This window comes from Haloglycomyces albus DSM 45210 (assembly GCF_000527155.1).
GTDB classification, from domain to species: domain Bacteria; phylum Actinomycetota; class Actinomycetes; order Mycobacteriales; family Micromonosporaceae; genus Haloglycomyces; species Haloglycomyces albus.
Genome location: NZ_AZUQ01000001.1, coordinates 3388777 through 3411301, shown reverse-complemented (window position 1 = coordinate 3411301; position 22525 = coordinate 3388777). Strand labels below are relative to the sequence as shown.

The 22525-nt window shown below is 60.9% G+C and carries 16 protein-coding genes; 3 read left to right on the top strand and 13 right to left on the bottom strand.

Features of this window, described 5'->3' with window-relative positions:
• Window positions 1–156: 156 nt before the first annotated feature.
• The 5 genes from HALAL_RS19145 to HALAL_RS0115700 form a co-directional block, all read right to left on the bottom strand.
• Complete coding sequence (locus HALAL_RS19145; RefSeq protein ID WP_025274916.1) at window positions 157–984, bottom strand: lytic polysaccharide monooxygenase; 828 nt, start codon at window positions 982–984, stop codon at window positions 157–159.
• A 950-nt stretch (window positions 985–1934) separates the two neighbouring features.
• The gene (locus HALAL_RS0115715) at window positions 1935–2741 is read right to left on the bottom strand and encodes a lytic polysaccharide monooxygenase (protein WP_025274915.1); all 807 of its coding nucleotides are present in this window, start codon (window positions 2739–2741) and stop codon (window positions 1935–1937) included.
• A gap of 587 nt (window positions 2742–3328) precedes the next feature.
• A complete protein-coding gene (locus HALAL_RS0115710) occupies window positions 3329–3775 on the bottom strand; it encodes a hypothetical protein (RefSeq protein WP_156937774.1) in 447 nt (148 codons plus the stop codon).
• A gap of 268 nt (window positions 3776–4043) precedes the next feature.
• Window positions 4044–4151, bottom strand: coding sequence for a methionine/alanine import family NSS transporter small subunit (locus tag HALAL_RS18325; RefSeq protein WP_084472047.1), 108 nt, complete (start codon window positions 4149–4151; stop codon window positions 4044–4046).
• Window positions 4151–5776 (bottom strand): sodium-dependent transporter, encoded by a 1626-nt coding sequence (locus HALAL_RS0115700; protein WP_084472046.1) that lies wholly within the window; start codon window positions 5774–5776, stop codon window positions 4151–4153. Before HALAL_RS0115700 ends, HALAL_RS18325 begins: the two co-directional genes overlap by 1 nt.
• A 337-nt stretch (window positions 5777–6113) precedes the next feature.
• Here HALAL_RS0115700 and HALAL_RS0115695 point away from each other — a divergent pair, with 337 nt between their 5' ends.
• Both HALAL_RS0115695 and HALAL_RS0115690 read left to right on the top strand, forming a co-directional pair.
• Window positions 6114–8312 (top strand): HelD family protein, encoded by a 2199-nt coding sequence (locus HALAL_RS0115695; protein ID WP_025274912.1) that lies wholly within the window; start codon window positions 6114–6116, stop codon window positions 8310–8312.
• 96 nt (window positions 8313–8408) lie between these two features.
• Window positions 8409–10172 carry a Stk1 family PASTA domain-containing Ser/Thr kinase gene (locus tag HALAL_RS0115690; protein WP_025274911.1) on the top strand — a complete coding sequence of 588 codons (1764 nt, stop codon included), beginning with the start codon at window positions 8409–8411 and terminating at the stop codon, window positions 10170–10172.
• Here the strand turns inward: HALAL_RS0115690 and HALAL_RS0115685 are convergent.
• The 6 genes from HALAL_RS0115685 to HALAL_RS0115660 form a co-directional block, all read right to left on the bottom strand.
• A complete protein-coding gene (locus HALAL_RS0115685; RefSeq protein WP_025274910.1) occupies window positions 10164–11393 on the bottom strand; it encodes an MFS transporter in 1230 nt (409 codons plus the stop codon). The genes HALAL_RS0115690 and HALAL_RS0115685 overlap by 9 nt on opposite strands.
• Window positions 11394–11965: 572 nt before the next feature.
• On the bottom strand, window positions 11966–13159 hold the full coding sequence (locus tag HALAL_RS0115680; RefSeq protein WP_025274909.1) for an NAD(P)/FAD-dependent oxidoreductase: 1194 nt from the start codon (window positions 13157–13159) through the stop codon (window positions 11966–11968).
• 123 nt (window positions 13160–13282) lie between these two features.
• Window positions 13283–14230 (bottom strand): RNA polymerase sigma factor SigJ, encoded by a 948-nt coding sequence (gene sigJ / locus HALAL_RS0115675; RefSeq protein WP_025274908.1) that lies wholly within the window; start codon window positions 14228–14230, stop codon window positions 13283–13285.
• Between the two features lie 50 nt (window positions 14231–14280).
• Entirely contained in the window at window positions 14281–16992 is a 2712-nt protein-coding gene (locus tag HALAL_RS0115670; protein ID WP_025274907.1) for a helix-turn-helix transcriptional regulator, read from the bottom strand.
• An 18-nt stretch (window positions 16993–17010) separates the two neighbouring features.
• Window positions 17011–17994 carry a zinc-binding dehydrogenase gene (locus HALAL_RS0115665; RefSeq protein WP_025274906.1) on the bottom strand — a complete coding sequence of 328 codons (984 nt, stop codon included), beginning with the start codon at window positions 17992–17994 and terminating at the stop codon, window positions 17011–17013.
• A gap of 22 nt (window positions 17995–18016) precedes the next feature.
• Complete coding sequence (locus HALAL_RS0115660; RefSeq protein WP_029768146.1) at window positions 18017–18586, bottom strand: NADPH-dependent FMN reductase; 570 nt, start codon at window positions 18584–18586, stop codon at window positions 18017–18019.
• A gap of 273 nt (window positions 18587–18859) precedes the next feature.
• Between HALAL_RS0115660 and HALAL_RS0115655 the strand changes: the two genes are divergently transcribed.
• Complete coding sequence (locus HALAL_RS0115655) at window positions 18860–20041, top strand: hypothetical protein (protein WP_156937773.1); 1182 nt, start codon at window positions 18860–18862, stop codon at window positions 20039–20041.
• A 124-nt stretch (window positions 20042–20165) separates the two neighbouring features.
• Here HALAL_RS0115655 and pyrE read toward each other — a convergent pair whose 3' ends face one another.
• Both pyrE and HALAL_RS17105 read right to left on the bottom strand, forming a co-directional pair.
• A complete protein-coding gene (gene pyrE / locus HALAL_RS0115650) occupies window positions 20166–20696 on the bottom strand; it encodes an orotate phosphoribosyltransferase (RefSeq protein WP_025274903.1) in 531 nt (176 codons plus the stop codon).
• A gap of 66 nt (window positions 20697–20762) precedes the next feature.
• Window positions 20763–22388: a serine/threonine protein kinase gene (locus HALAL_RS17105; protein ID WP_025274902.1), complete on the bottom strand. Its 1626-nt coding sequence runs from the start codon at window positions 22386–22388 to the stop codon at window positions 20763–20765.
• Window positions 22389–22525: the final 137 nt, after the last annotated feature.

Genomic DNA, 22525 nt, shown 5'->3' with positions numbered 1-22525 from the left:
CGAGTGATTACCATAGTCGTGTGACGGTCACCGATTGTCTCCTAGCCATCGTCACGACCGTTTCAAACATTGCGGGCTCCCGCTGTCGCAGCAGCGGGAGCCCGCAATGACATCGTATGCGCTTAGGGGAGGAACATAAGCTCCTCTAACGCACGACTAACAAGCGCCCTCGTCGGTCCAGACGCCCCATTCGCCGGTGGTGCCAGGCTCGTCGCCCCTGGTCCACCACTGTGCGCTGTAGAGGCGGCCGTCATGGGCCACTTCATCGCCCGAGGTGTAGGTGGCGCCTTCGCTCCAGTCGCTCACACCTTCACAGGTGCCGGGCTGGTCGCCGCCGTCGTCACCACCGTCGGAGCCGTCATCCCCGTCGTCGCCGCCGTTGTTTCCGTTGTAGTCAACGTCGATGCAGTTGTAGAAGGAGTTCGCGGTGTCGTCGATCTCCCAAACCGCGAGGATGACGTGGTGGCCGTCCTTGGCAGGCAGGTCGACGGTGTCGATGTACTGCTTCGGAGGCTGGCTGCCGTCCCAGTCAACGACCGCGAAGGGCTCGCTTTCGAGCTGAGCGCGGGTAATCGGTTCCGTGGGGTCCCAATTGTCCTGGGTGATGTAGTATTCCCACTTCGTGGTGGAGTGGTTGGCGGTGAAGTTCCAGCCGATGTCCACCGACCCGGCTGAGACCTCGTTCTTCGGCCAGTTACCACCACGCGGGTCGTCCAGCTCGGGATAGGCTCCCACGCCGCAGATGCTGCCGTCTTCCGGTCCCGCTTCGGGGAATCCCTTGGGGCCCTCGACGCTTTGCGGTTCGTATTCAATGGAACCGCAGTCGGTCGCAACGCCCTCGGCGCAGAAACCTGAGCGAGAGGTCAGGTCGCCGACGTCGTCGGTAACCCAACCGTGTCCGAGTGCCGGACTGGCGATCGCGAAGGAAGCGGCCACCGCTCCAGCACCGACCGCACCTCCCGCCAACATTTTCTTAAAGCCCATCTCGTCTCCTAACCATGACGTTTGTGGCTTGTTTTTAGGAGAGAATACTAAATAATTTCTCACGTAATTCATCGGGGGTATGCACATCCCTTTTTTGGGGTTGGTAGGTGACCGCTGAGCTTGCCCCAGGCACTCCATATTTGCGCTGTGGGGGATTCTCACGACCTGAAGGTCGCTACGAATCCTCCTCGCGCAAATCTGAAGCACCTGGAACAACCTCAGCTCCTCTCCAGCTCTACCGCCGCGTCGCACTTTCAGTGCTAGCGGCTCGCCAGTTGGCGTATCCGTGGGGAGGGTGTGGTGGTAGAGCTCTTTTGGAAAGCACAGGCAGCTCTACCGCCGCTGCACTTGCGCCTGTGGCGCTTCGTTAGCGGCTCGCCGGTTAGCACCTCCGGGGAGGTGCGGTTGTTAGGGTCAATTCGGAAATGCAGACGAATGTATGGTGCGCTTCGTGCTTGCAGATCGGTTGGTGGTGATTCATGGGGTGGGGCAGCGTCGTGGCCGATCCCTGCTTCAGGGGCACTGTATGTTGTATTGCTGTGCGGTCGTGATGGAAACGTAGGAATCCTGGAGCACCGGCGAGCGCTGTGGCTACTTCTGAGCGCCACAGACGGCTTGTTGGGTAGAAGTATGGGCGCATGCTGTACGGGCTTATCTTGAGGATGTGGAAGGCCCTATGGGGGCACGGAATTATGCGCTGGCGGCATGATCGTTGAGTTTGCCGACGAAGGCGATATCCGGTCTCGATTCCGGCTCTGTGATTTGGTTGCGTACCAAACCGTTTTGGGGATTTTCTTTTAGAGATTTCGGCCAGAGGCCTTATTGGACTCCGGCATTGATTTGCTTAGGTGTCGCTGAGAGCCGACACGTTGATGAGGTGGTCGTAATGGAGGGGTTTTGCGCTAACGCACTTCAGCTAAGTGAGGGGAAGCGCTGTACCGCATTGGTGGTCAACAACTACCGAGGTTCTCCCAGACGCCCCATTCACCGGTGGTGCCGGGCTCTTCTCCTTGAGTCCACCATTTGGCGCGGTACTGGTTTCCACCATGCTGTACTTCATCACCGGAGGTGTACACATCGGCAGAGGCCCATTCACTGAGGCCGCCACAACCGGGGTCTCCGGGGTCACCCGGATCGCCGGGGTCTCCCGGGTCGCCGTTGCCGTCAAAGTCGACGTCAATGCACGCGTAGAAGGCGTTACCGGTATCGGCCACCTCCCAGTAGGCGAGGATGAGTTGGCGACCTGAGAGCTGCGGGATATTGAAGGTGTGCGTCTCATAGGTATTGGGCTGGCGTCCATTGAGGTATTCCTCGTAGAGCGGTTCCAGGTTGAGATCGGAACGGCTCAGTGGATCGAGCGCGGTGTACGATCCGTTGGTTATCCAGTAGGAGTACTTGGTTGTGGAGTGTCGCGCGGTATGTTCCCAAGTGAAGCTGTATTCACCTCCGCTGACGTTCGTGGCGGGCCAGTTTCCGCCGCGAGGATTGTCCAGCTGAGCGAACGATCCGTTTTCCGCGGAGCAAATCTGCCCGTCTACGACTCCGGATTCAGGGAATCCCTTGGGGCCCTCCACGCTCTGTGGCTCCCATTGGATGGCTCCACAGTCATCGAGTGTCCCGTCAGAGCAGTAATGCTGTCGGCTGGGGAGATCGGTAACCCAGGCATGGGCGGATGCGGGCGCACCAAGGAGCCCAAGACTGACGACAAGCGCCCCCGCACTGAGAAGGGACATAAGTAGGCGTTTCGTATGTCGCATTGTTCCTCCATTTGTAATGGATGGGTATGGATCTATTAATATAGTGAACTAAAGTAATAATGTCAAACTTATGAAACTTAACTGTTAGATCAATTTGAAGAGAATACCGTGAAACTCGATGCCGATACGTACGGCATGGCAGCAGATTAAGATGCCCTGCAGGACACTGCAGTTGCTGTGATCCGGTGATGGCGGTGGCTTTTCTTGGAACGAACCCAATCACCACCTTGGCTCCATGGAGTAATCAGTCGGCGAGCTTCCAGCGATGCGTGGAAGCGGTAGAGCCGGCTGTGTTCCCTAACGAGCTCAATCACTCAACCATCCCCACAGACGAGCCAACCGGCGAGCCGCTGGCAACGCGAAGGGCGTGTGTGCGGCGGTGGGATTGGCTGCTCCTTCAGGAGACACTCGACTATCCCACCAGTCCTTTACGTCACTGGCGAGCTTCGAGCGAAGCGTAGAAGCGGTAGAGCTGGAGAGGAGCTGAGGTTGTTCCAGGTGCTGCAGATTTACGCTGTGGGGGCCTCTTGCGGCCATGAGGCCGCTGCGAGTCCTCCTCGCGCAAATCTGCAGCACCTGGAACAACCTCAGCGGTCACCTCCTACGTCGCCGCAGAGGGCGCGGTCTGTTTTCATGTCGAGGTCATCGGGGACTGTTGCCAGGTGAACGACGATGGATTTCATGTCTTCGTGGGCTTCCAAACCGCTGTGCGTAGAACTTTGGGCGGTGCCGTCGGCGAAGGTGTGGAAGTTCAGGTGAATTTCGTTGTCGGCCCCTTCTCCGGCGTCGGGGTCGCGTTTCCAGTGGTCGCCGCCCGGTGGATCGTGTTGGCAGGGTTGGTTGTGAATATGAGCGACGTACGCTTCCGACTCCAGGAGACCCTCGACCTCCAACTCCACGTCGGTTCCCCGTGCGAAGGACCGGACGACGGCGGAGCCTCGGGCGTCCGCATGGGATTCTCCTGCGGCCTCGATCGGCTGGAGGTCGACATGTCTACTGACCTCCGGGTCGTCGGCACAGCCTCCGGTTATCATGATCGAACCGAACAAGGGGATCCACAGCCGAGGAAACACCTTTCACCTCTTCTCTTACGGCTCAGGGAGCCAGCCCGATTGGGGCGTGATGCGCTGATACAGAGCCTAAGAGCGTCTGGCCTTGAGACATGGGAAAACACGGCGTGTTGCGGATAGACGCGGTGGAAGGCGCGGGCCGTATGATGGCCCGCGCCTTCCACCGCGCGTAATGTTTGATTGTCGCGTTGATTCGAATACTCATCGAATAAACGCAGTCGAGTTGTGGTTTCTAATCGTCCTTTTCCGGGTGCGTAAGGAGCGTGGTAGCTGAAACGATCAGCCCGCCGAAAATGACGACCATGGCCACGATCATCATGACGATTGCCGAGATACTCATTATTGCTGTGCCTCCTTTCGCTCCGCAGAGTCATCGTCCTGCGATTCCTCGACTTCGGTGGAAGAGGAGTCGTCGCTGGGATCGGTGGTCGGTTCGTCCTCTGGGTCTCTGTCGTCCTCACCTGGCGTCTTGTAGGCACGCAGGACCAGGTTCATGATGATTCCGAATGCCAAGGCGCCACCGGCCACCGCAATTCCGTAGTTCAGAACCGAGCTGTCCACCACGTTCGGATCGAAGCGCTCGCGAGCGTCCGAGTACAAGGTGATACCCAGGATCAGCGGGGTGAGAACCCCGAGAGCGCCGAACCAGAGGTCCTTGCGCCGCTTGACGACCTGGAATACCGAGGTCCGGTTGGCCTCGTCGATGAGGTCTCTCCACTTGCGGGTGAACCAGACGACCGAGACGATGGAGATGAATCCGGCACCGGCGATGCCGAAGGAGTTGATGTAGCCGTCCGCGACGTCCAGCAGGAGCAGACCGTTCACCGTGGGGAAGAATCCCACGGAAACCACGGCCAGCACCAGCCATACGATGATGGCGGTCGCCTTGTGGTTGAGGTTGAAACGGTCCTTGAACGCGGCCACGGGCACCTGAACGATACTGATCAACGAGGATAGCCCGGCGACCGTGAGCGAGAGGAAGAAGAGTACGCCGAACAGGCCGGCGGCGACGGGCAGGGTGTTGATGATGTTCGGGAAGGCCACAAAGGCCAGGCCGACACCATCGGTGACCTGTTGATCGATACCGGTACCCGATTGAGCGGCCATGAAACCGAGAACGGAGAACACTCCGATACCGGCCAGGAGTTCGAACGACGAGTTGGCGAAGCCGACCGTCAGTGCCGAGGTCGTCAGATCGGCCTTCTTCCTCAGGTATGAGGCGTAGGTGATCATGATACCGAAACCGATGGACAGGGAGAAGAAGATCTGTCCGTAGGCGGCGACCCATACCCCGGAACCGCTGAGGGCTTCCCAGTCCGGTGTGAAGAACGCGTCCAGACCGTCGGTTGCTCCGTCGAGTGTCAGCGCCTGAACGACCAGAACTCCGAACATGGCGATCAGCAAGGGCATGAAGATGCGGTTCGACAGCTCGATACCTTTACGGACACCCGCGACGATGACGATTCCGACGATTAGCCAGATAACCCCCATCGCCAGAGCGATGCCCGGGACAAAGTCGCCAAAGTGATCAAATAGTCCCACTTCGGTGACCGGACCTTCACCGCCGCCCAAGAAGTCGGTGAACAAGAACGCGTCGGGCTCTGACCCCCAGGTTTGGTCAAAGGAGTACCAGGTGTACCAAGCGGCCCAGCCGATGATCGCGGCGTAGTACACGGCGATGACCGAGGCGATGGCTACCTGCCACCAGCCGATGAACTCCGTGTTCTTGTTGAGCTTGCGCCACGCCAGCGGGGCGGAAGCCCGATACTTGCGTCCAATGCTGAATTCCATGATCAGCAATGGAATTCCGGCGGTCAATAGGGCAATCAGGTAGGGCAGCAGAAACGCGCCGCCACCGTTTTCGTACGATACGGCCGGGAACCGCCAGATGTTTCCAAGCCCGACCGCCGAACCGACGGCGGCTAGGATGAATCCGAGGCGGGTCCCCCAGTTTTCTCTAGTCATTCGAATTACTCCAGTCACATACAGTGAGGGCACTCACAAGTAGTAATACCGTACTGGGGCCACCTTTATGGCACAAGTATTCGTTATCGATGCGTTATCGTATCCATATCGTGGACATATCTCTAATAATCTTGGGTAGGTCCACCGGTCGCATCCTTGAATACGATCGTGAATTACTTGGGCAATCGTACGGTTTCGTCAAAAGCGCACCCCAGGCTAGCGCTCGGGGTTGCTCTAGATGGTGACCGTGCCTCCAGGTTTCACATCCTGGGACAGGTGGTCGTCATGCTGGACGTTAACATGGATAGTCGGGTCAGCTGCCATTAAAAGGAGATTCATGTCCAGCGATCGTGCTTCCGCCATGCGGGAGGAACAGGCAAATCTCGACGCACTCTACGAGCGCCTCGATCACATGCGTACGGAAGCCGATTCGGGTATTCGCGCGTCTCGGTTGAAACATGTCGAAACCGACCAGGAATTGTCGCAACGTGATATTGAAACACATATGTGGAATCGTCGCCTGGCGGTTCTCAATTCCGTGGAGGACGGTTTGGTGTTCGGGCGTTTGGATTTTCCGCGCGAGCAGCATTACCTCGGCAAAATTGGCATTAGATCCGCATCCGGCCATCAGCAGTTGATCGATTGGCGGTCCGAGGCGGGCCGGGAGTTCTATCTGGCGACGGCCGCCAATCCTGGAGAGGTGAAACGACGTCGCCATCTGAAGGTGCGCGAACGACGGATAACCGGGATCACGGATGAGGACTTCACCGGCGAAGTCGCCGCATCCGATAACAACATAGCCGCCGAGTCGGCTCTGATCGCCGCTCTCAATGATCCCCGCGGCGAATACATGCGCGACATCGTGGCCACGATCCAGACGGAGCAGGACGATATTATCCGCTCTCCACTGGAAGGCATTACGGTTATAGACGGAGCTCCGGGGACCGGGAAGACGGCGGTTGCGCTGCACCGGGCGGCTTATCTGCTTTATCAGCACCGTCGGCAGTTGGCGCGGCGCGGTGTACTGGTCATCGGCCCGGGTACGGACTTTCTGCATTATATTTCAGAGGTTCTGCCCGGCTTGGCGGAAAACGACGTCCTGCTGCGGACCCCGGGACAGATCTTTCCCGGGGTGAGTCCACACCGCACCGAACCCGATGAAGTCGCGCAATTGAAAGGTTCGCGGCGCATGGCCGGGATCATCGCGGCGGCCATTGCCGATCGGGAGGAAGTACCGAACGAAGCGATCAGGATCGATTATCACGGTGTCGAACTGTATTTGCGTCCTGAAAAGGTGACCGCGGCTCGGGACGCGGCTCGCGACAGCGGTCATCGACACAATAACTCCATCGAGGTCTTTCACAAACGCGTTATCGCGGATCTGGCCAACCAGTACGCCGAAGTCATCGGTGCCGACCCGCTGGGAGGGGAGAATTTCCTCGACCTCAATGATCGGGCGCGTCTGGCGGAGGAAATCGCACGCGATTTTGCGATTCGGGCGGAGATTTCACGCCTATGGCCGGAACTGTCCGCTTTCGATCTGCTTGAGGACCTGTTCGCCTCTCGCTCCAGGTTGGCCAATGCGGCCGCCACCTTGACCCGCCGCCAGCAGGAGTCGCTGTATCGCGTTCCGGGCGGAGGCTGGAGTGAAGCCGACGTGGCTCTCCTCGATGAAGCCGCCGAGCAATTGGGCAGCCGAGAGCGGCGGCGATTGGACGACGGTTTCGATCCCACCTTGGACTATGCCGAAGGTGTGTTCTCGATTGCGAGCGGGTCGGCGTCGTTTGAATTCGAAGATGAGGAAGACTCGGAAATTCTGTCCGCCCGCGATCTGATCGACGCCGGCGAACTCGGCAATCGGCAAGGCCAAGACCTTTACATCTCTGTGGCGGAACGGGCCGCCGCCGATCGGGAATGGATCTTCGGTCACGTCATTGTAGACGAAGCGCAGGAGTTGTCTCCCATGATGTGGCGGGCCCTCCTCCGTCGTTGTGTGACGAAGTCCTTCACCGTCGCCGGGGATCTCGCGCAGTCCGGTACTCCGGCCGCTCCCGGCAACTGGGACGAGGTCTTCGGAGAACTCAACTCGCCGTGGCGTCATTGCCGACTGACGGTGTCGTACCGGACGCCTGCCGAGGTTCTCGAGGTAGCCGACCGGGTGCTGTCCGAAATAGATCCGACGGCGGCTCGTACTGAAGCGGTACGTCGCTCCGGCATCGATCCCTGGCTGCATATCGCCAAGGGCGACATCGAGGAAGCCGTGCGCGGACTGTATGCGGAGGCTCAATCCCTCGGGTCGGTAGCGGTCATCTCCGTCGACGAACTGCATTGCCAGGAATTCACCTCCGTTACCCCTCGTCAAGCCAAGGGCCTGGAGTACGACACGGTCATCGTCGTGGAACCGGACCGAATAGCGACCGACCCGCAGGGACTGCGGGATCTGTACGTCGCACTCACCCGAGCGACTCGTCAACTGGGAGTAGTGTCTACTTCCTTGCCGTTGTTCCCCGGAGCCGAATACCTGGTTACTCGATGACAGTGCCGAACCGTCGGTCGTAGGGACCGAATAGACTGTAATAGTGGTGGAAACGCAGCGTCCTGCTGTGAACGACCCTAAGAGGGAAGGAAATCTGTGGAACCGACGACGGGGATCGAACTCGGGACGGTCGTGGACGGCCGATACCGTCTACGCCGACTCATCGCGTCCGGAGGCATGGCGGACGTTTTTGAGGCCGTTGACACCCGATTGGATCGAACCGTTGCGGTCAAACTGATTTCACCCGACTCCGACGCGGCGCGTACCTTCAGTCTGGACGCATTCGATCATGAGGCGAAAACCATTGCCGCGCTGTCACATCCGAACGTGGTAGCGGTCTTTGACTCGGGAAGACTCGGCAATGCTCCTTACATCGTCATGGAACACGCGGACGGCGGTTCACTGCGTGACCGCTTGAACCGGGGTCCCGTACCGCCGGGTGAGGCCGTGACCATCATTCGGCAGGTGTTGGAAGGGCTGCAGGCGGCCCATTCCAAGGGAATCGTGCATCGCGACATTAAACCGGAAAACATCCTGCTGAAGGAAAACGCACAGGCCGATCGGGTCAAGATCGTCGATTTCGGACTCGCCCGATCGGGAGACGACAGCGGTCCCCTCATGGCGACACCCGCCTATGTGGCCCCGGAAGTCCTGCGGGGCGGTAAGGTCACCACCGCCGGCGACGTGTATTCGGTAGCGGTCGTGTTGTACGAAATGCTGTGCGGGCGTACTCCCTTCGCGGCCACGGACTTCGAATCAGTCATGCGGACGTCGCCCGAACAGGCTCCGTCGCCACGGGAATTCAACCCCGACGTTCCCGCACATCTGGCGCAGGCCGTGCTGGCCGCCGTTGTCGCTCCGCCCCCGGAACGACCGGCGGATGCTCACGCGTTCGCACGAGAAATCAATCGCGCGACGGGAAACGTCACACAGGTGATGCCGACCGATCCGCTCCCCGCTCGAGCCGCCCCGTCGAAACGGCAACGATGGAAGGCCCGGTCGCGGCTGGCGGCACTGACGGCGATCGCGCTGTTGGCCATCGTCGCGGTATGGTGGGTCGGCTTCGGACGTTATGTATCCGCCCCATCGCTGTTGGACCAGAACGTCGACACCGTCGCGAATTACGCCGCTGAGCAAGGTTTCGAAGTCGAGATCGGCGACGGGCAGTATTCGGAGAGCGTCCCGTCCGGTGAACTTTTGTCGCAATCGCCCGACGTGGGAGATCGTGTGAAGCAAGGCGGTACGATCACCGTGACCCCGTCGCTGGGCCCCGAACGGTTCACCGTTCCCGATCTCAGCGGAAAGTCACGGCAAGCGGCCGCGGAAGAGTTGGACAGGATCGGTGTCAATACCACGTTCGACTCCGAGTATTCCGATACGGTGCCGGAAGGAAAGGTCATCCGTACCGATCCGAGCCGTGGTGAGGAGATACGGTCCGGTAGCGACGTGACGGTATATCTATCCGACGGGCGCTCGCCTTTGCAGGTACCCGACCTCGTCAACATGAGCGAAGACGAAGCCGAAGAGCGGCTGGAGTCCATGGGATTGGAAATGGGCGATGAAGAGGAATCGTACAGCGATACCATCCCTGAAGGACACATTATTTCCACGAGTCCCGCCGCCGGACAGGGCGTCTCCGAGGACGCGGAGATCGATGTGGTCATCAGTGAAGGCCCCGAACCGGTCGAGGTTCCCGATGTCGAGGGAAAGACGATGGACGAGGCCACCCGGATCATGCGGGACGAAGGGTTCGAGGTCAAACAGGTCACCTTGGTAACCGGCGGATACGTCTTCAAACAATCCGTCGAAGCCGGTGAAGAGCGACCGCGCGGTACCGAAATCTGGCTGTGGTCACGCTGACGTGAGATCGCCGTCCGTACGGTCGTCCTCCACAGACTCTCGTGGACTGCGTTGGCCTGTGGGAACCGTATTGGACGGTAGCCGATGGGCTCGATCGAGTACGGCGGCGATCGCTAGACCGGCGAGGGCCAAGCCCACCCCGGCCAGGAGAGGTGACGTTGGCCCGAATCCGGCGCTCAGCACCAGTCCGCCCACCCACGCACCGTTCGCGTTGGCCAGATTGAACGCCGAATGGTGCAGGGCCGACGCGAGGGAAGGGGCGTCGTGAGCTCCGTCCAACAGCAGACGCTGCAGGATCGGGCTGATGGTCGATACGCACAGAGCCAGAGCGAAAACCGCGCTTACCGCCATAACCGGGTGCGCGACCGTGGCGTACATGAACGTCAAGATCAGAGCAGCGAGGCCGAAAGCCCAATACAATCCGGTCAAGGGACGTTGATCGGCGATGGTACCGCCGACCAGATTTCCCACGGTCATGCCGATGCCGAATACCGCGAGCGTCGCGGCTATGCCCAGCGAATCGAACCCGGTCACTTCGCTCAGAATGGGGGACAGGTAGGTGTAGCAGGCGAACATGGCTCCGAAACCGACGGCACCGTTGACCAGGGTCAAGATGACACGACGATTACCCAGAGCCTTGATTTCGTCCCACGGTTTCGTGGTGGGAACACGTCCGTTCATATTCGGCACGGTCATCGCGACGGCCAGCGCGCAGACGAGCGCGAGGACCGCGACGCCGACGAAGACCCAACGCCAGTCGACATGGTTGACGACCACCGCGCCCAAGGGAACACCTGCGATGGTGGAGACGGTCAAACCTGACATGATGACCGCTATGGCCCGCGCACGGCGCTCATAGGGCACCAGGTTGGCACCCACGACGGCGGCGGCCCCGAAGAAGGCGCCGTGGGGAAGTCCCGCCACCAGGCGGGAGAGCAGGAGAGTGGTGAAATCGGGTGCGAGTGCGGTGACCAGGTTGGCGGTGGCAAACGCGACCATCAGGACGATGAGGAGTGCTTTCCGGGGGATACGTGTCGTGGTCACCGTGAGCAGGGGAGCCCCGATGACGACGCCGAGGGCGTACGCCGAAACCAAGAGACCGGCGGTCGCGAGCGAAACGCCTTCGGAATCGGCGATGACCGGGAGAATTCCCATGACGATGAATTCGGTGGTTCCAATGGCGAACGCACCGATGGACATGGACAAGAGCGAAAGACGCATGCCGAGCTCCGCATCCGTATTTGCTGGTGGGCTGGGACAGAGAAGATTCAAGGCAATGAGGTCACCGTGCGTTGTCAAGGTAGACGGCGTACGACCTCACTGAAATCACGGGTAGCGTCATTGCGATCCGGATCCCGAGAAATGACGACTCTGTTCCAGCCTAAAGGTCCGACCTGTATACGGAAAGAAAAAATCTGAGAACCAGTCGTGATTCCCATCGCAGGAAGGTGGGAAAATCGGATGAGGAGGGCGGCACCGAGGTGTCACCCGGCCTAGCCAGAGCGGGGTCGTGGACCCGAATTCGGGTCCACGACCAATCGTTTAGGCCCCGACCCGATACTTGCGCAAAGGCGTGTACCGATTGACCTCCTCCCCACGGATAAATCCGGGGGATTCCAACCCGAAGGTTGGCATGGTCCCCTCGCGGGGCCACTGGTTCCTGATTCGTCGACCGCCCGGCGGCGAGGTCTCCACAGGCTGACACCGCAAGCCCTGCGGCGTAGGCGGTTGCTTGGCTATCGCAGTTGCCCGGATACAGTTTACTGATATTGCGCGGCCGGCTTGCATCAGACTCAAGTATTCCACCGCGCACCGTTGTGAGCGGCTAACCCCACGGACAAATCCGTAGGTCTGCGCCGCTGGAATCTCCGAATCAAATGCGGAGTCAACATCGCCCCACGACTGACGAACTCTTTGACCCAAGCCGCTTTTCGGCCCGTCAAATGCGCTTTCTTCGGCTCGTCGTCAGGAGTGACGAACTGAACCAGTCCGTTCTTACGCCCGAGACTGATGTTCTGCCCAACAAACTTCAACGGCGTCTTTCGCATCGGCCTCCCCGAGAGTCGTGCCGCGATCGCTTGAGCGGAACGCCAACCCGATAGAACCCCAACCGCACAGGACATACGCATGGCCGTCCCGTTCGGACCGGGGACGGAAGCGATGTCCCCGATGGCATAGACATCGGAGTGCGAGACCGAACGCATCCCCTCGTCGACGATGATTTGGCCACAGTCGTTCGACTCCAGCGCCTCGGTACCGGTCAGGCACGCGGGTTGAAAACCACCCGTCCACACCGTGACGTCGGAATCCACATAGTCGGCGTCGGACACGTGCAGACCGTTCGCGTCGACCTTCTTGACCTCGGTATCTTCCCGTACGACGACGCCCAGATCAGACAGCGAGCGTACGATGTACCGCCGCGACCGATCCGGCAACCACTGTCCCACCTGACCGGCAGACATGAGAGTCACCGGAAGGCGCGGGTAGGACTCGGCAAGTTCGGACGCCATTTCAATTCCGGTCATGCCTCCGCCGACAACGGTGACACGGTCCGACGAGCCGAGCTGACGCAGACGTCGATCCAGTGCACTCGCCTCCGCGGTATGGGACAGGTGGTAGGCGTATTCATCGACGCCCGGCACAAGCGACCCCGCCGACCCCGACCCCAGCGCCACAATCAGAATGTCGTAGTCAAGATGCTCGGTGCGATTTCCTTTCCGTACCACCACCTGCTTCTGCTCCGGGTCGACGGACGACACCCAGGCGGTATGGCATCGAACCCGCTTTTTGGGAACCAGTCGATCGATAGGTACGGACTTCACGGCCTGACCGGCCGCCAATTGGTGCATACGGATGCGCTCGCAGAACGTTTCCTCCGCGTCAACGAGGTGGATCTGCGCGGCCTCCGGTCGCAATCGTGCCGCCAGGCCGTTTGCCGCCAGTAGTCCCGCGTAGCCGGCACCCAGAATAATGATGCGCGTTGTCATATGAACTCCTCTGCGTGATTCGTGGTCACTACTTGAACCACGCGACCGAGCAAAACCTGACACGCTCTATTGCACTGCGTCGTCTGAATCGGCGTAAATGCAGGTGGGGCGCAGGATCGTGGTTTACCACATCGGGTATCCGGGGTCGGGGTGCGGTGCACGACTCCACTGAGCGGTGATGAACCGCAGCTTGTCGGGGTTGGCGACCGTGCGCAGTGCCGCGATCTTGCCGTCGACGATCGTCACCTGCATCGTGGCCACGATCGATCCGTCGACCTCGGCAATCAAGGTAGGGGTCCGATTGGCGCGGCTGAAATGCAGTCGCGGTGAACCGCCCGCCAAACGGCGTTTCGCTTCGCTCGGGCGGAACAGGCCCCGTAGCAGTTTGGCGACCGCAGTGGCACCGTGGACCGGGTACGGTGTGGCGGGAACCTGTCCGCCGCCGTCGCCGGAGGTTGTCACGTCGGACGTCATGAGGGAGATCAACTGATCGAGGTTACCTGTGGTGGCGGCGTCGAGAAATTCCTCCAGCAACCGTTGGGCCTGCGCCGAGCGGACATGGTCGTCGAGGGTGACCGACTGGCCGACATGTCCACGAGCGCGCCGCACGAGCTGCTGACTGGCCGCCTCACTGGTGTACAGAATTTCGGCTATTTCCTTATGCGGGTAGGAAAACGCTTCGTAGAGGACGAATGCGGCGCGTTCTTTGGGGGAGAGCTGTTCCAACAGGACCAGAACGGCGAAGGTAACGGATTCGCGTTGTGCGACGTCCTCTTCCGGGCCCAGCATCGGGTGCCCGTCGAGAACCGGTTCCGGCAACCAGGTTCCCACGTATTGTTCTCTGCGGTGGCGGGCCGAGTTGAGTTCGTTGATACAGAGGTTGGTCACCACTGTGGTCAGCCAGGCACCCGGTTCGCGCACGTTGCCGCGATCGGTTTTGCTCCAACGAATATAGGCCTCTTGCACGATGTCCTCGGCATCGCTTGCCGAACCCAGCATCCGATAGGCAAGGGAACCGAGCCGGGGCCGGTATGTCTCGAATTCGGTGACGTTCGCATCGTGAGGAGGCATGGGCTTATGCTAATCAACCCTGGGACGAAAGCGCAACGGCGGGTCCGCGGTTAGGCGTCGAGGTCGATGTTGGCCAGTTCGGTCCGGGTTTTGATGCCGAGCTTGGGATACGCCTTGTAGAGGTGATAGCCGACCGTCCGTGGGCTGAGGAAGAGCATGTTTCCGATTTCGCGATTGGTGAGTCCGGTAGAGGCGAGTTTGGCGACTTGGTGCTCCTGCGGGGTGAGTTGTCTATTGCCTCGACGCGGCGGGGCGGCGATCGAAGCGCCGAGTGCGCGCAGTTCCGCGTCGATTCGGTCCAACCACGGCTGCGCCCCCAGACGTTCGACGATATCGCGGGCCACCTCGAACTGCGACCGGGCTTCGGAATTGCGCCGTTGCCGTCGCAACCACTCGCCGAACAGTATCCGGGTGTTGGCGTGGGCCAACGCGGAACCTCCCGAGTGTTGGTGTAGATCTACCGCCGTGCGGTAGAGCGGTTCGGCACTGTCGTGTTCCAAGAGGGCTCGATTGCGGGCCGACACCGCTTGCAGGCCCGCTTGCGCGGTGGCGTCGGCATAGGTGGCGTAGTATTCGATCGCTTCTTTGGCTTGGTCGAGGTGTCCCGAGCGGGCCGCTGCCTCGATCATGTCGGGAATGAACGTCAGGACCCGCATGGGACGGGGGCCGTCGAACACCGAGCTGAGGCGTGCCCATGCCGACGTCCAGCGGTGTTCGGCCAGGTCGATCAGGCCTCTCATAATGAGTTCGCTGGTGCTGTCCTGGTCGTCGAGCCGATTCACGAGTTCGGCCGCGGCGTCGGCTCTCCCCTGTATGGAGTGCACCATTGCGAGCGCGAGGGCCGGATCTCTGCGGAACGCGGCGCGATGACCGACCTCGTCGGCGAGAGCAAGCGCCTCTTCGGCGTCGGCCTGAGCTTCCGACATGCGTCCACAATGCAGTTCGATGAGGGCCCGTACCGTGAGCGCTTGGGGGAGGGTGCCGTGGGAACCGCGTTGGCGGCATTCGGTGACGGCGTCGTTGATGTAGCCGTAGGCTTCGGTGTAATCACCGGTCAGGATCATCCACGAGGCGCGAAAGATTTGAACGTTGCGGTCAGGTTTGGCATCAGAGGATTGATGGATAGCGATTAGTGAGCGGAGTGCGGTAACGGCCTCGTCGATCGACGCCTCGCTCACGCGGTTGAGGCCGACCGTTCCGGTATAGAGTAGCCGAACCCAGGGTGCGTGTTCGAGTTTCAGGCTTTCGGCTTGATCGACCGCAGCCTCGGCCAGCTGGAAATCACCGTGATTCATGGCGGTTGCCACCACCATGAACAGGGGAAACCCGGATCGCGACGGCTTCACTCGTTGGGAATAGGCGGCGGAGTCGAACCAGAATCGTCCCGCCCGATCCTTGTCGCCGTGCCACATGGAGACGGTGGCGAGTACTTCGGTGGCGCGCATGCGATGCGTATCGTCGGTTGCTTCGGAGACGACTGTCTTGGCCATCTGTTCGGCTGTGGCGATCGTTCCCGCCGCCAGGGCCGCTTCGGCCGCCATCATGAGGCGATCGAGCCGGGCGGTCGGATCCGTACTCAATGAAGCGGCGAGTTCGTAGGTGGCCGCTTCGGTAGCGTGGCCACCGCGTGCGGCGTCACCGGCGGCCTTATCGGTGAGAAGTGTGGCGATTTCTTCGTCGGGGCCGGACGTCGCCGAGGTGAGGTGGTACACGGTGCGGCAGCCGCCTTCCAAGCCCTCCGACTTGATGGCGAGATGCCGGTGTGCCTCGCTGCGGCGGTGGAGGGGTGCCTCGTAGTAAGCGGCGGTACGCATGAGTGGGTGGGAGAACTGAATTTCGTCCCCCACCTGTCGAATGAGCCCTTTGGCTTCGGCCGGAGCGAGGTCGGAGGCCGAAATGCCGGATACGGCGGCGGCATGCAGGATCACGGCCGTGTCACGGCTGGGTTCGGCTGCGGCAAGCAGCAGTGCCGTCTGGGTCGCTTGGGGGAGTGAGCGAATGCGTTCGGCAAAGGAATGACGCAGTTGCAGGGCGGTGTTTTGGGCGGCGGCGTCAAATCCCTGAACGGTGGCCCTACCCTCTTTATGCGCCAAGGCAATTTCGAACAGTGCCAGGGGGTTGCCGCCCGACAGTCGGACAACGGTTCGTTTTGCGTCCGGCGGCAGATTAGGAACGGAGGCGTCCAACAGAGCGCAGGCGGATTCGTCGTCCAGGGAGTCCAGCGCCGTTTCGGGTATTCCCGGGGTGGCGAAGAACGGCCCGTCTCCGTCTCTCACTCCCCAGAGGAAGACGATCCGTTCGGCGTGGAGACGCCGGGAGACGAAAAGAAGAGCGTCGGCGGAATCGGGGTCGAGCCACTGGGCGTCGTCGACGATACAGAGAACCGGTTGTCGCTCCGACAATTCCGCTAGGAGTTGTAGCGTCGCCAGTCCACTGTGCATCGGTTGACCGGCCGGGGTCGCTTCGAAGTTCAAGGAGGCCTGGAGCCCTTGTGCCTGCTGTGAGGGAAGGAGCCGGTCGATGTCATTGGAGACGGGACGTAGCAGCATGTTGAGTCCCGCAAACGACCAGTGCATTTCCGCTTCTACGCCCATGGTGCGCAGAACAAGGAAATCAGAGGCGACATCCCCGATGTGGTTGAGAAGGCGGGTTTTACCGATACCGGCCGCACCCCGAACCACCAATCCGCTGCTGTGTCCATTTCGGGCTTGTTCCAGTCGAGCGGTCAAATCGGTGATCTCGGCGGTGCGGCCATGAAGCATGCCCCAACATTAGCCGGTTTAGGGACGCAAAACTACCTTTCCCGTCGTGGCACGGTTCTCCAAAGCCTCATGAGCTTTATCGGCGTCGGACAACGGAAAAGACGTCACCAACGGTGTCCAGTACCCCTCGCGAGCGCACCGTAGGGCTTCGGTTTCCAAGGCTCGTAGGCCCCCGGCTTGAGCGACGGTGTGAGGACCGATGGCGGGTATCAGGGTGACTCCACTATCGACGATGTCGGTCGTGTGGAGGTCCAATACCGTACCGGACGACCAACCGAAGATTCCGGCTCGACCACCCGGTGACAGGAGGTGGAACGCCTCGCGCGCAATGGTTCCGCCCACGCCGTCGAACAGTGTCGTCAACTGGCGTCCCTGGGTTTTGTCCCGAACCGTTCGTGCCCAGTCGTCCTGCCGATAATCGATGGCGAGGTCGGCACCCGCTTGGTCGACCAATTCGGTCTTTTCCTTGCCTCCGGCGAGCCCGATCACGAACGCTCCGGACCGTTTGGCCGCTTGTACCAGGAGGTTTCCCAATCCACCTGCTGCGGCGGTGACGATGACCCCGTCGCGCTCGCTCAGCGGCACGCTGTGCAGCAGCGAGACGGCCGTTCGACCGGTTCCGATCATGGCCACCGCCGTGACCGAATCCAGGTCGGGACCGATTTCGTGGAGCGCTGCGGCTTCACGCACGGCCCGCGAGGCATAGCCCCCGTGGGCGAAGCCCAGGTGGGTGACGACGCGGGAACCCACCATAGCGGGATCGACGTCGCGGCCGACTGCGGCGATCGTTCCGGCGACCTCACGCCCCGGAATCAGCGGAAGGGTCGGTTTGCCCCAGGGCAACTTCCCCTCGTCTCCACTGCGCATAGAGGTGTCGACCAGATGCACCCCGGCGGCTTCCACGTCGATCAAGACCTGGTCGGCCCCCGGTACGGGATCGGGGACCGACTCCGGGCGCAATGTGTCCGGAGATCCGAACTCGTATTGTTTGACGGCAAACATGTTTCACGTCCGAAGCCGGAGGCTACTGATAGGCGCGTTGGGCGCGGGCGGTCTTCAACGCCGATGCCCACCACTCCAGCTGGTCGAGGAATCCGTTCAGGGCACCGGCGGTGCCTTCCACGTTGACCGGCGTTCCTTCTTCGGTGAAGGCGTCCCAGTAGTTGACGAACGTCAGGGTTTCGCGAATCGTCATGGCTCCGACCTCGGGGAAGACCTGACGGAGGTGCTCAACGGCACGCTGTCCACCGGCGTTGCCGCCGTAGGAGGCGAGTCCTACCGCCTTACCTCCCCATTCGGGGCCGTACAGGTCGATGGCGTTTTTCAACGCCGCCGGGTAGGAGTGGTTGTATTCCGGGGTCACCACGACGAAGGCGTCCGCCTGGCCCAGGCGGCGGCCCAGTTCCTCTACGTCCGGATATCCGTCGGCGTCGAAGTCGAGGGGAAGGTCGGCGTGTGCCAGGTCGATCCAGTTCACGTCGAAGCGATCGTCCTGTTTGGCATGGTCGACGATCAGCTGCGAGACGAGGGGGCCGCCCATGCGTCCTTTACGGGTGCTTCCGGTGATGACGGCCAGGTTGATCGGGTCGTTCATGATGTCCTCTCTGCGATGTATTCGATGACGTCATCGACACTACGGTTTGCTTGGGGCGACCGACATCTGTCAAATGACTGTAGTTGGTAACGGCGACTTACTCGAGCGACTTAAGTCGGATTGCCGTTGCCGGGGCCACTCAAACCACGCCAGAGGGGAATGGAGCACCGGGCAGTTTCTCGCCGACACAACTCTTTCCTAGCCGTGTCGGAACGAATTGATACGGTTGTTCGTACTTGTGTAATAGATATCCCCGATATAGACGGCTTTCCCATGAAACGTTTCCTCTCGGTTCCGTTGGCGGCTCTTGTCCTGATGGCAGGGTGTAGTGGCCCAAGCGATACCCCGGAGTCGAATGAAGCCTCCACGCCCTCGTCCGTGACACCGCAGGATCTTGACTCCTTGTGGAGTGCAATAGCCGATACCCAGGCCGAGCTCCGGCTGCGGGAATCGGAGCTGGTCGTAGACTGCCTTGAACAACAAGGCTTGACCACTCACAATGTCGACCACATGACGCGACGGATTTTCAGTCCTATTCCTCTTCCCAGCGTGGTGATGGAACAGGGTTCCTCCTATCTCGACCTGCCGACTGAGGAGGAGGCGACGGTGGTCGGCCTGGGAGTGTGGACTGACTTCGGTGACGTGTACGGCGATGAGGACGCCGAAGCGGCGGCGGAGTTCGACTCCGGCGCTGCCGACGATGACAACGAGGCGGCCGTCTTTGGGTCGAACAGGCCGGATATCGACGTATCTGCTCTAGAGACGGCCGGTGAAGGCTGGGTTGAACTCCCGACGGAAGAGAAAGTGGCGTGGGAGATCGCGTATCAGGGGCCCACATGGGCGGCCTCCTCCAAGGCCGCGGGTTTGCTCACCACTTCGCAATGGGAGGAGAGTGGACTGTCCGGCGACGGCTGGGTCTCGAACGCCGACATCACAACTCCACCCGCAGGGTGCTATGGCACGGTATTGGATGACATTTATACCGATTCCGCTTGGAATGCGGACGGAATCCGACACGGTTGGTCGTCAATGGCGAGTACAGACGTACCGATCGGCAGTGACGACGATTTTGGCGTTACCGAAGCGAAGGAGTTCCGGTCCTGCCTGGTCGAAGCCGGATACGAAAGAGACCGGCTGGAGGACACCGATAATCTGACCGATGGATCCTATTGGCAGGAGCGCTATTTCCCGGAGAGCGCGACCGAAACGGAGAATGGTACCGAGTTCAGGCATTCGGATGTCACCGAAGCCGATCGGCAGCGATACTTCGACACCAAGGAAGCCGAAATCGACGCGGCCGTGTCGATTGCCGCGTGCGACGATGCCACGGGTTATTCCGCCGCAGTGAATGCCAGGTACGAACGGGAAGTCGAAGACACCTACTACGACAACTACGAAGACGGACAAGAATATCTCGGTATTCTCAACGACACCCTCGATCAGCTGTCAGAATGACCGCCGGCCGGATCCCATCCTTAGCGCCTGACGAATACCGGGGGATCGAGTCAATCCGGCCTTTATGCACCACTTCTGTGCCGTCCGCAGTAGAGGACGGCACAGAACCCGTGAATTCCCTGGACTATTCGCCGGCTTCTTTCAACTGACTCATGGTGAACAGGGCACGAATGTCCACGCCGTTGTCGGAGAGGTTCTTGAGGCCTCCCGCTTCGCGGTCGATGACGCAGACTCCCGAGTCGATGCGAGCTCCGCGGTTCCGCAGTTCGTGGAGGGCGTCCAGGACGGCTCCGCCCGAGGTGATGACGTCTTCGACGATGAACAGTCGTTTACCGTCGATGTCCCCGCCCTCGGCAAGACGGCAGGTCCCATAGGATTTGGCTTCCTTACGGATGAAGTAGGCGGGAATGCCCGTCACCTGGGCGAGTACGACCGCCAAGGGAATCCCTCCGGTCTCCAGTCCGGCCAAGGCGTCTACTCCATCGGTCGGTACTTGAGGAGCCAGGGCGTCGGCGATGCGCTTGAGGAGTCGGGGATCAGACTCAAAGAGATATTTATCGAAATATTCGGTGGCGGTGACTCCCGAACGAAGTGTGAATTCTCCGGTGAGATGGGCGGCCTGATAGATATCGCGTGCCAGCTTCTGGTCTGTCATAGCCGTCATTTTCGCATGGGGATCACCGGCGCGTCGGCACGAGCGCAGTTGTTGTGAGCTGTGGTTTTAGAAGGGAATGAGGCTGTCCAGTTCCCAGTCGATCTGAAGCAGGTAGCCGATACCGACAGCGACCATGAATCCCCCGGTCATGAGGTGTGACAGGCGCGCGCTCCGGCGTTTGGCCCCCATCATGCGGCCCCAGAAGACCCCGCCGGTGAGACGAAGCAGAAAGAACACGCTGACGGCGACGGTAATGGTCAGTCCCAGAAACATCGCTCCGCTTTCCACGGACCGGTCGCCTTGCAGTATCCACAGTAGCCACATAATCGCGGTGAAAAGGCTCCCGATGAAGGAGAACTCCAATCCCCGCCGCATTGATCCGGGTGGTCCCAGGAGCGGATGCATGTCTCGGTCGTCCTGAGGTGTATGTGGTGACCGTTGTTGTGGGGCCGGTTCGTCGGTGGGCGGAGTGGGGTTCGCCTCGGCATTGTCGGTGGCCTGCACGCGACCGACGTTGCGTGGAGCGGGTTGACTCGTACCGGCGGTCTCCATAGGGGGTGCGTTGAAGGTGGACGCGGCGTTGACCGGTTGACGGCCTCCCACCATCCGGTCGAAATCGCCGGGTTCCATGACGGCGGTGGCGTCGGGGCCGGGGACCGGTGCCGCCACGGTGGGACGTGCCCGGCCGGTGCTCGGCTGCGCCGGCGCGGGAGGCGGACCCCAGTCGACCCCCAGATCGGGCAGCGGCGAGCGATGCACGTGTGCGATGAGCTCGTCGATCCAGCGGGGAAGCTGCGCGGTCGTAGGCCGGTCGGCGGGAGTGTCGGCGAGAGGAAAGTACAGGTGGTCGCGCAGGCGCGGGTTGGACTCCAGATAGGGGTGCTGCCGCAGGCGAGCCCAGGGGTCGCTGTGAAACTGCCCGGGGAAGAGGTTGTCCTGCGAGTCGGTGCGCGCCGTAGCCCCGGTGATGAGGTAGAAGGCCACGGAACCGAAACCGTGTACGTCGTAGGAGGGACCGACGCGACCCTCGTAGGCCTCGGGACCGGCAGTTTCGCGCGTATAGGAGATGGTGGTGATGTGGTTGGGGGAGTGGTAGCGCGCTCCGGTGAAGTCAATGATTTTGGCATTGCCTTCCGGGCCGATGATGACGTTGGCGGGTTTGATGTCCATGTGCAGGATCGGATGGGTTCCGCCCTGGGGGTTGTGCAGCTGTTGTAGGACCTGAGCGATGGTGCGAAGCGTGTGGACGCCGTCGAGTCGTCCCAGGCGATCGCCCAGGTATTGCCGCAGGTCGTACCCCGGTAGGTACTCGAGGACCTGGTAGGGGACCTGGTCTCCACTCGGGTCCTCGTGGGGGAAATGCGGGAGGCGACCGTAGAAGGCGTCGATCCGGCGACAGATGGATTCGGCACCCCGGGAGTGGAGGTCCATGAGAACGGCGTCGCCTTTGTCCCACGAGCGATACTGCTGTTGCGGGTCGATGTCGGGCTGCAGGCGGAAGATCTTCACGGTGACGGGGGTGGACGATATGCCCGCGGAGAGGCGAACCGCTTGATACACATCGGCTTGCCCTCCGGAACCCAACAGGCGAGTGAGTCGGTAACTCTGCTCCGAGCCGTTCATGGGGTCAACCGGGCCGCACACCAAGTTGAGGTGGGATGACTGGTGCGTAGACGACGGCTGAATGGTCATGGAGTTGTCCTTCTCGCGTGTGGGTCTCTCACATTAGAGTACCTGGATCGCCCTCAAGGTTAGTGCTGTGCCCATTGGCGGTCACTCGCGCCGCATAATGAGTATGGTATATCTCAATTCTTTGGGCGGCAAGGAGA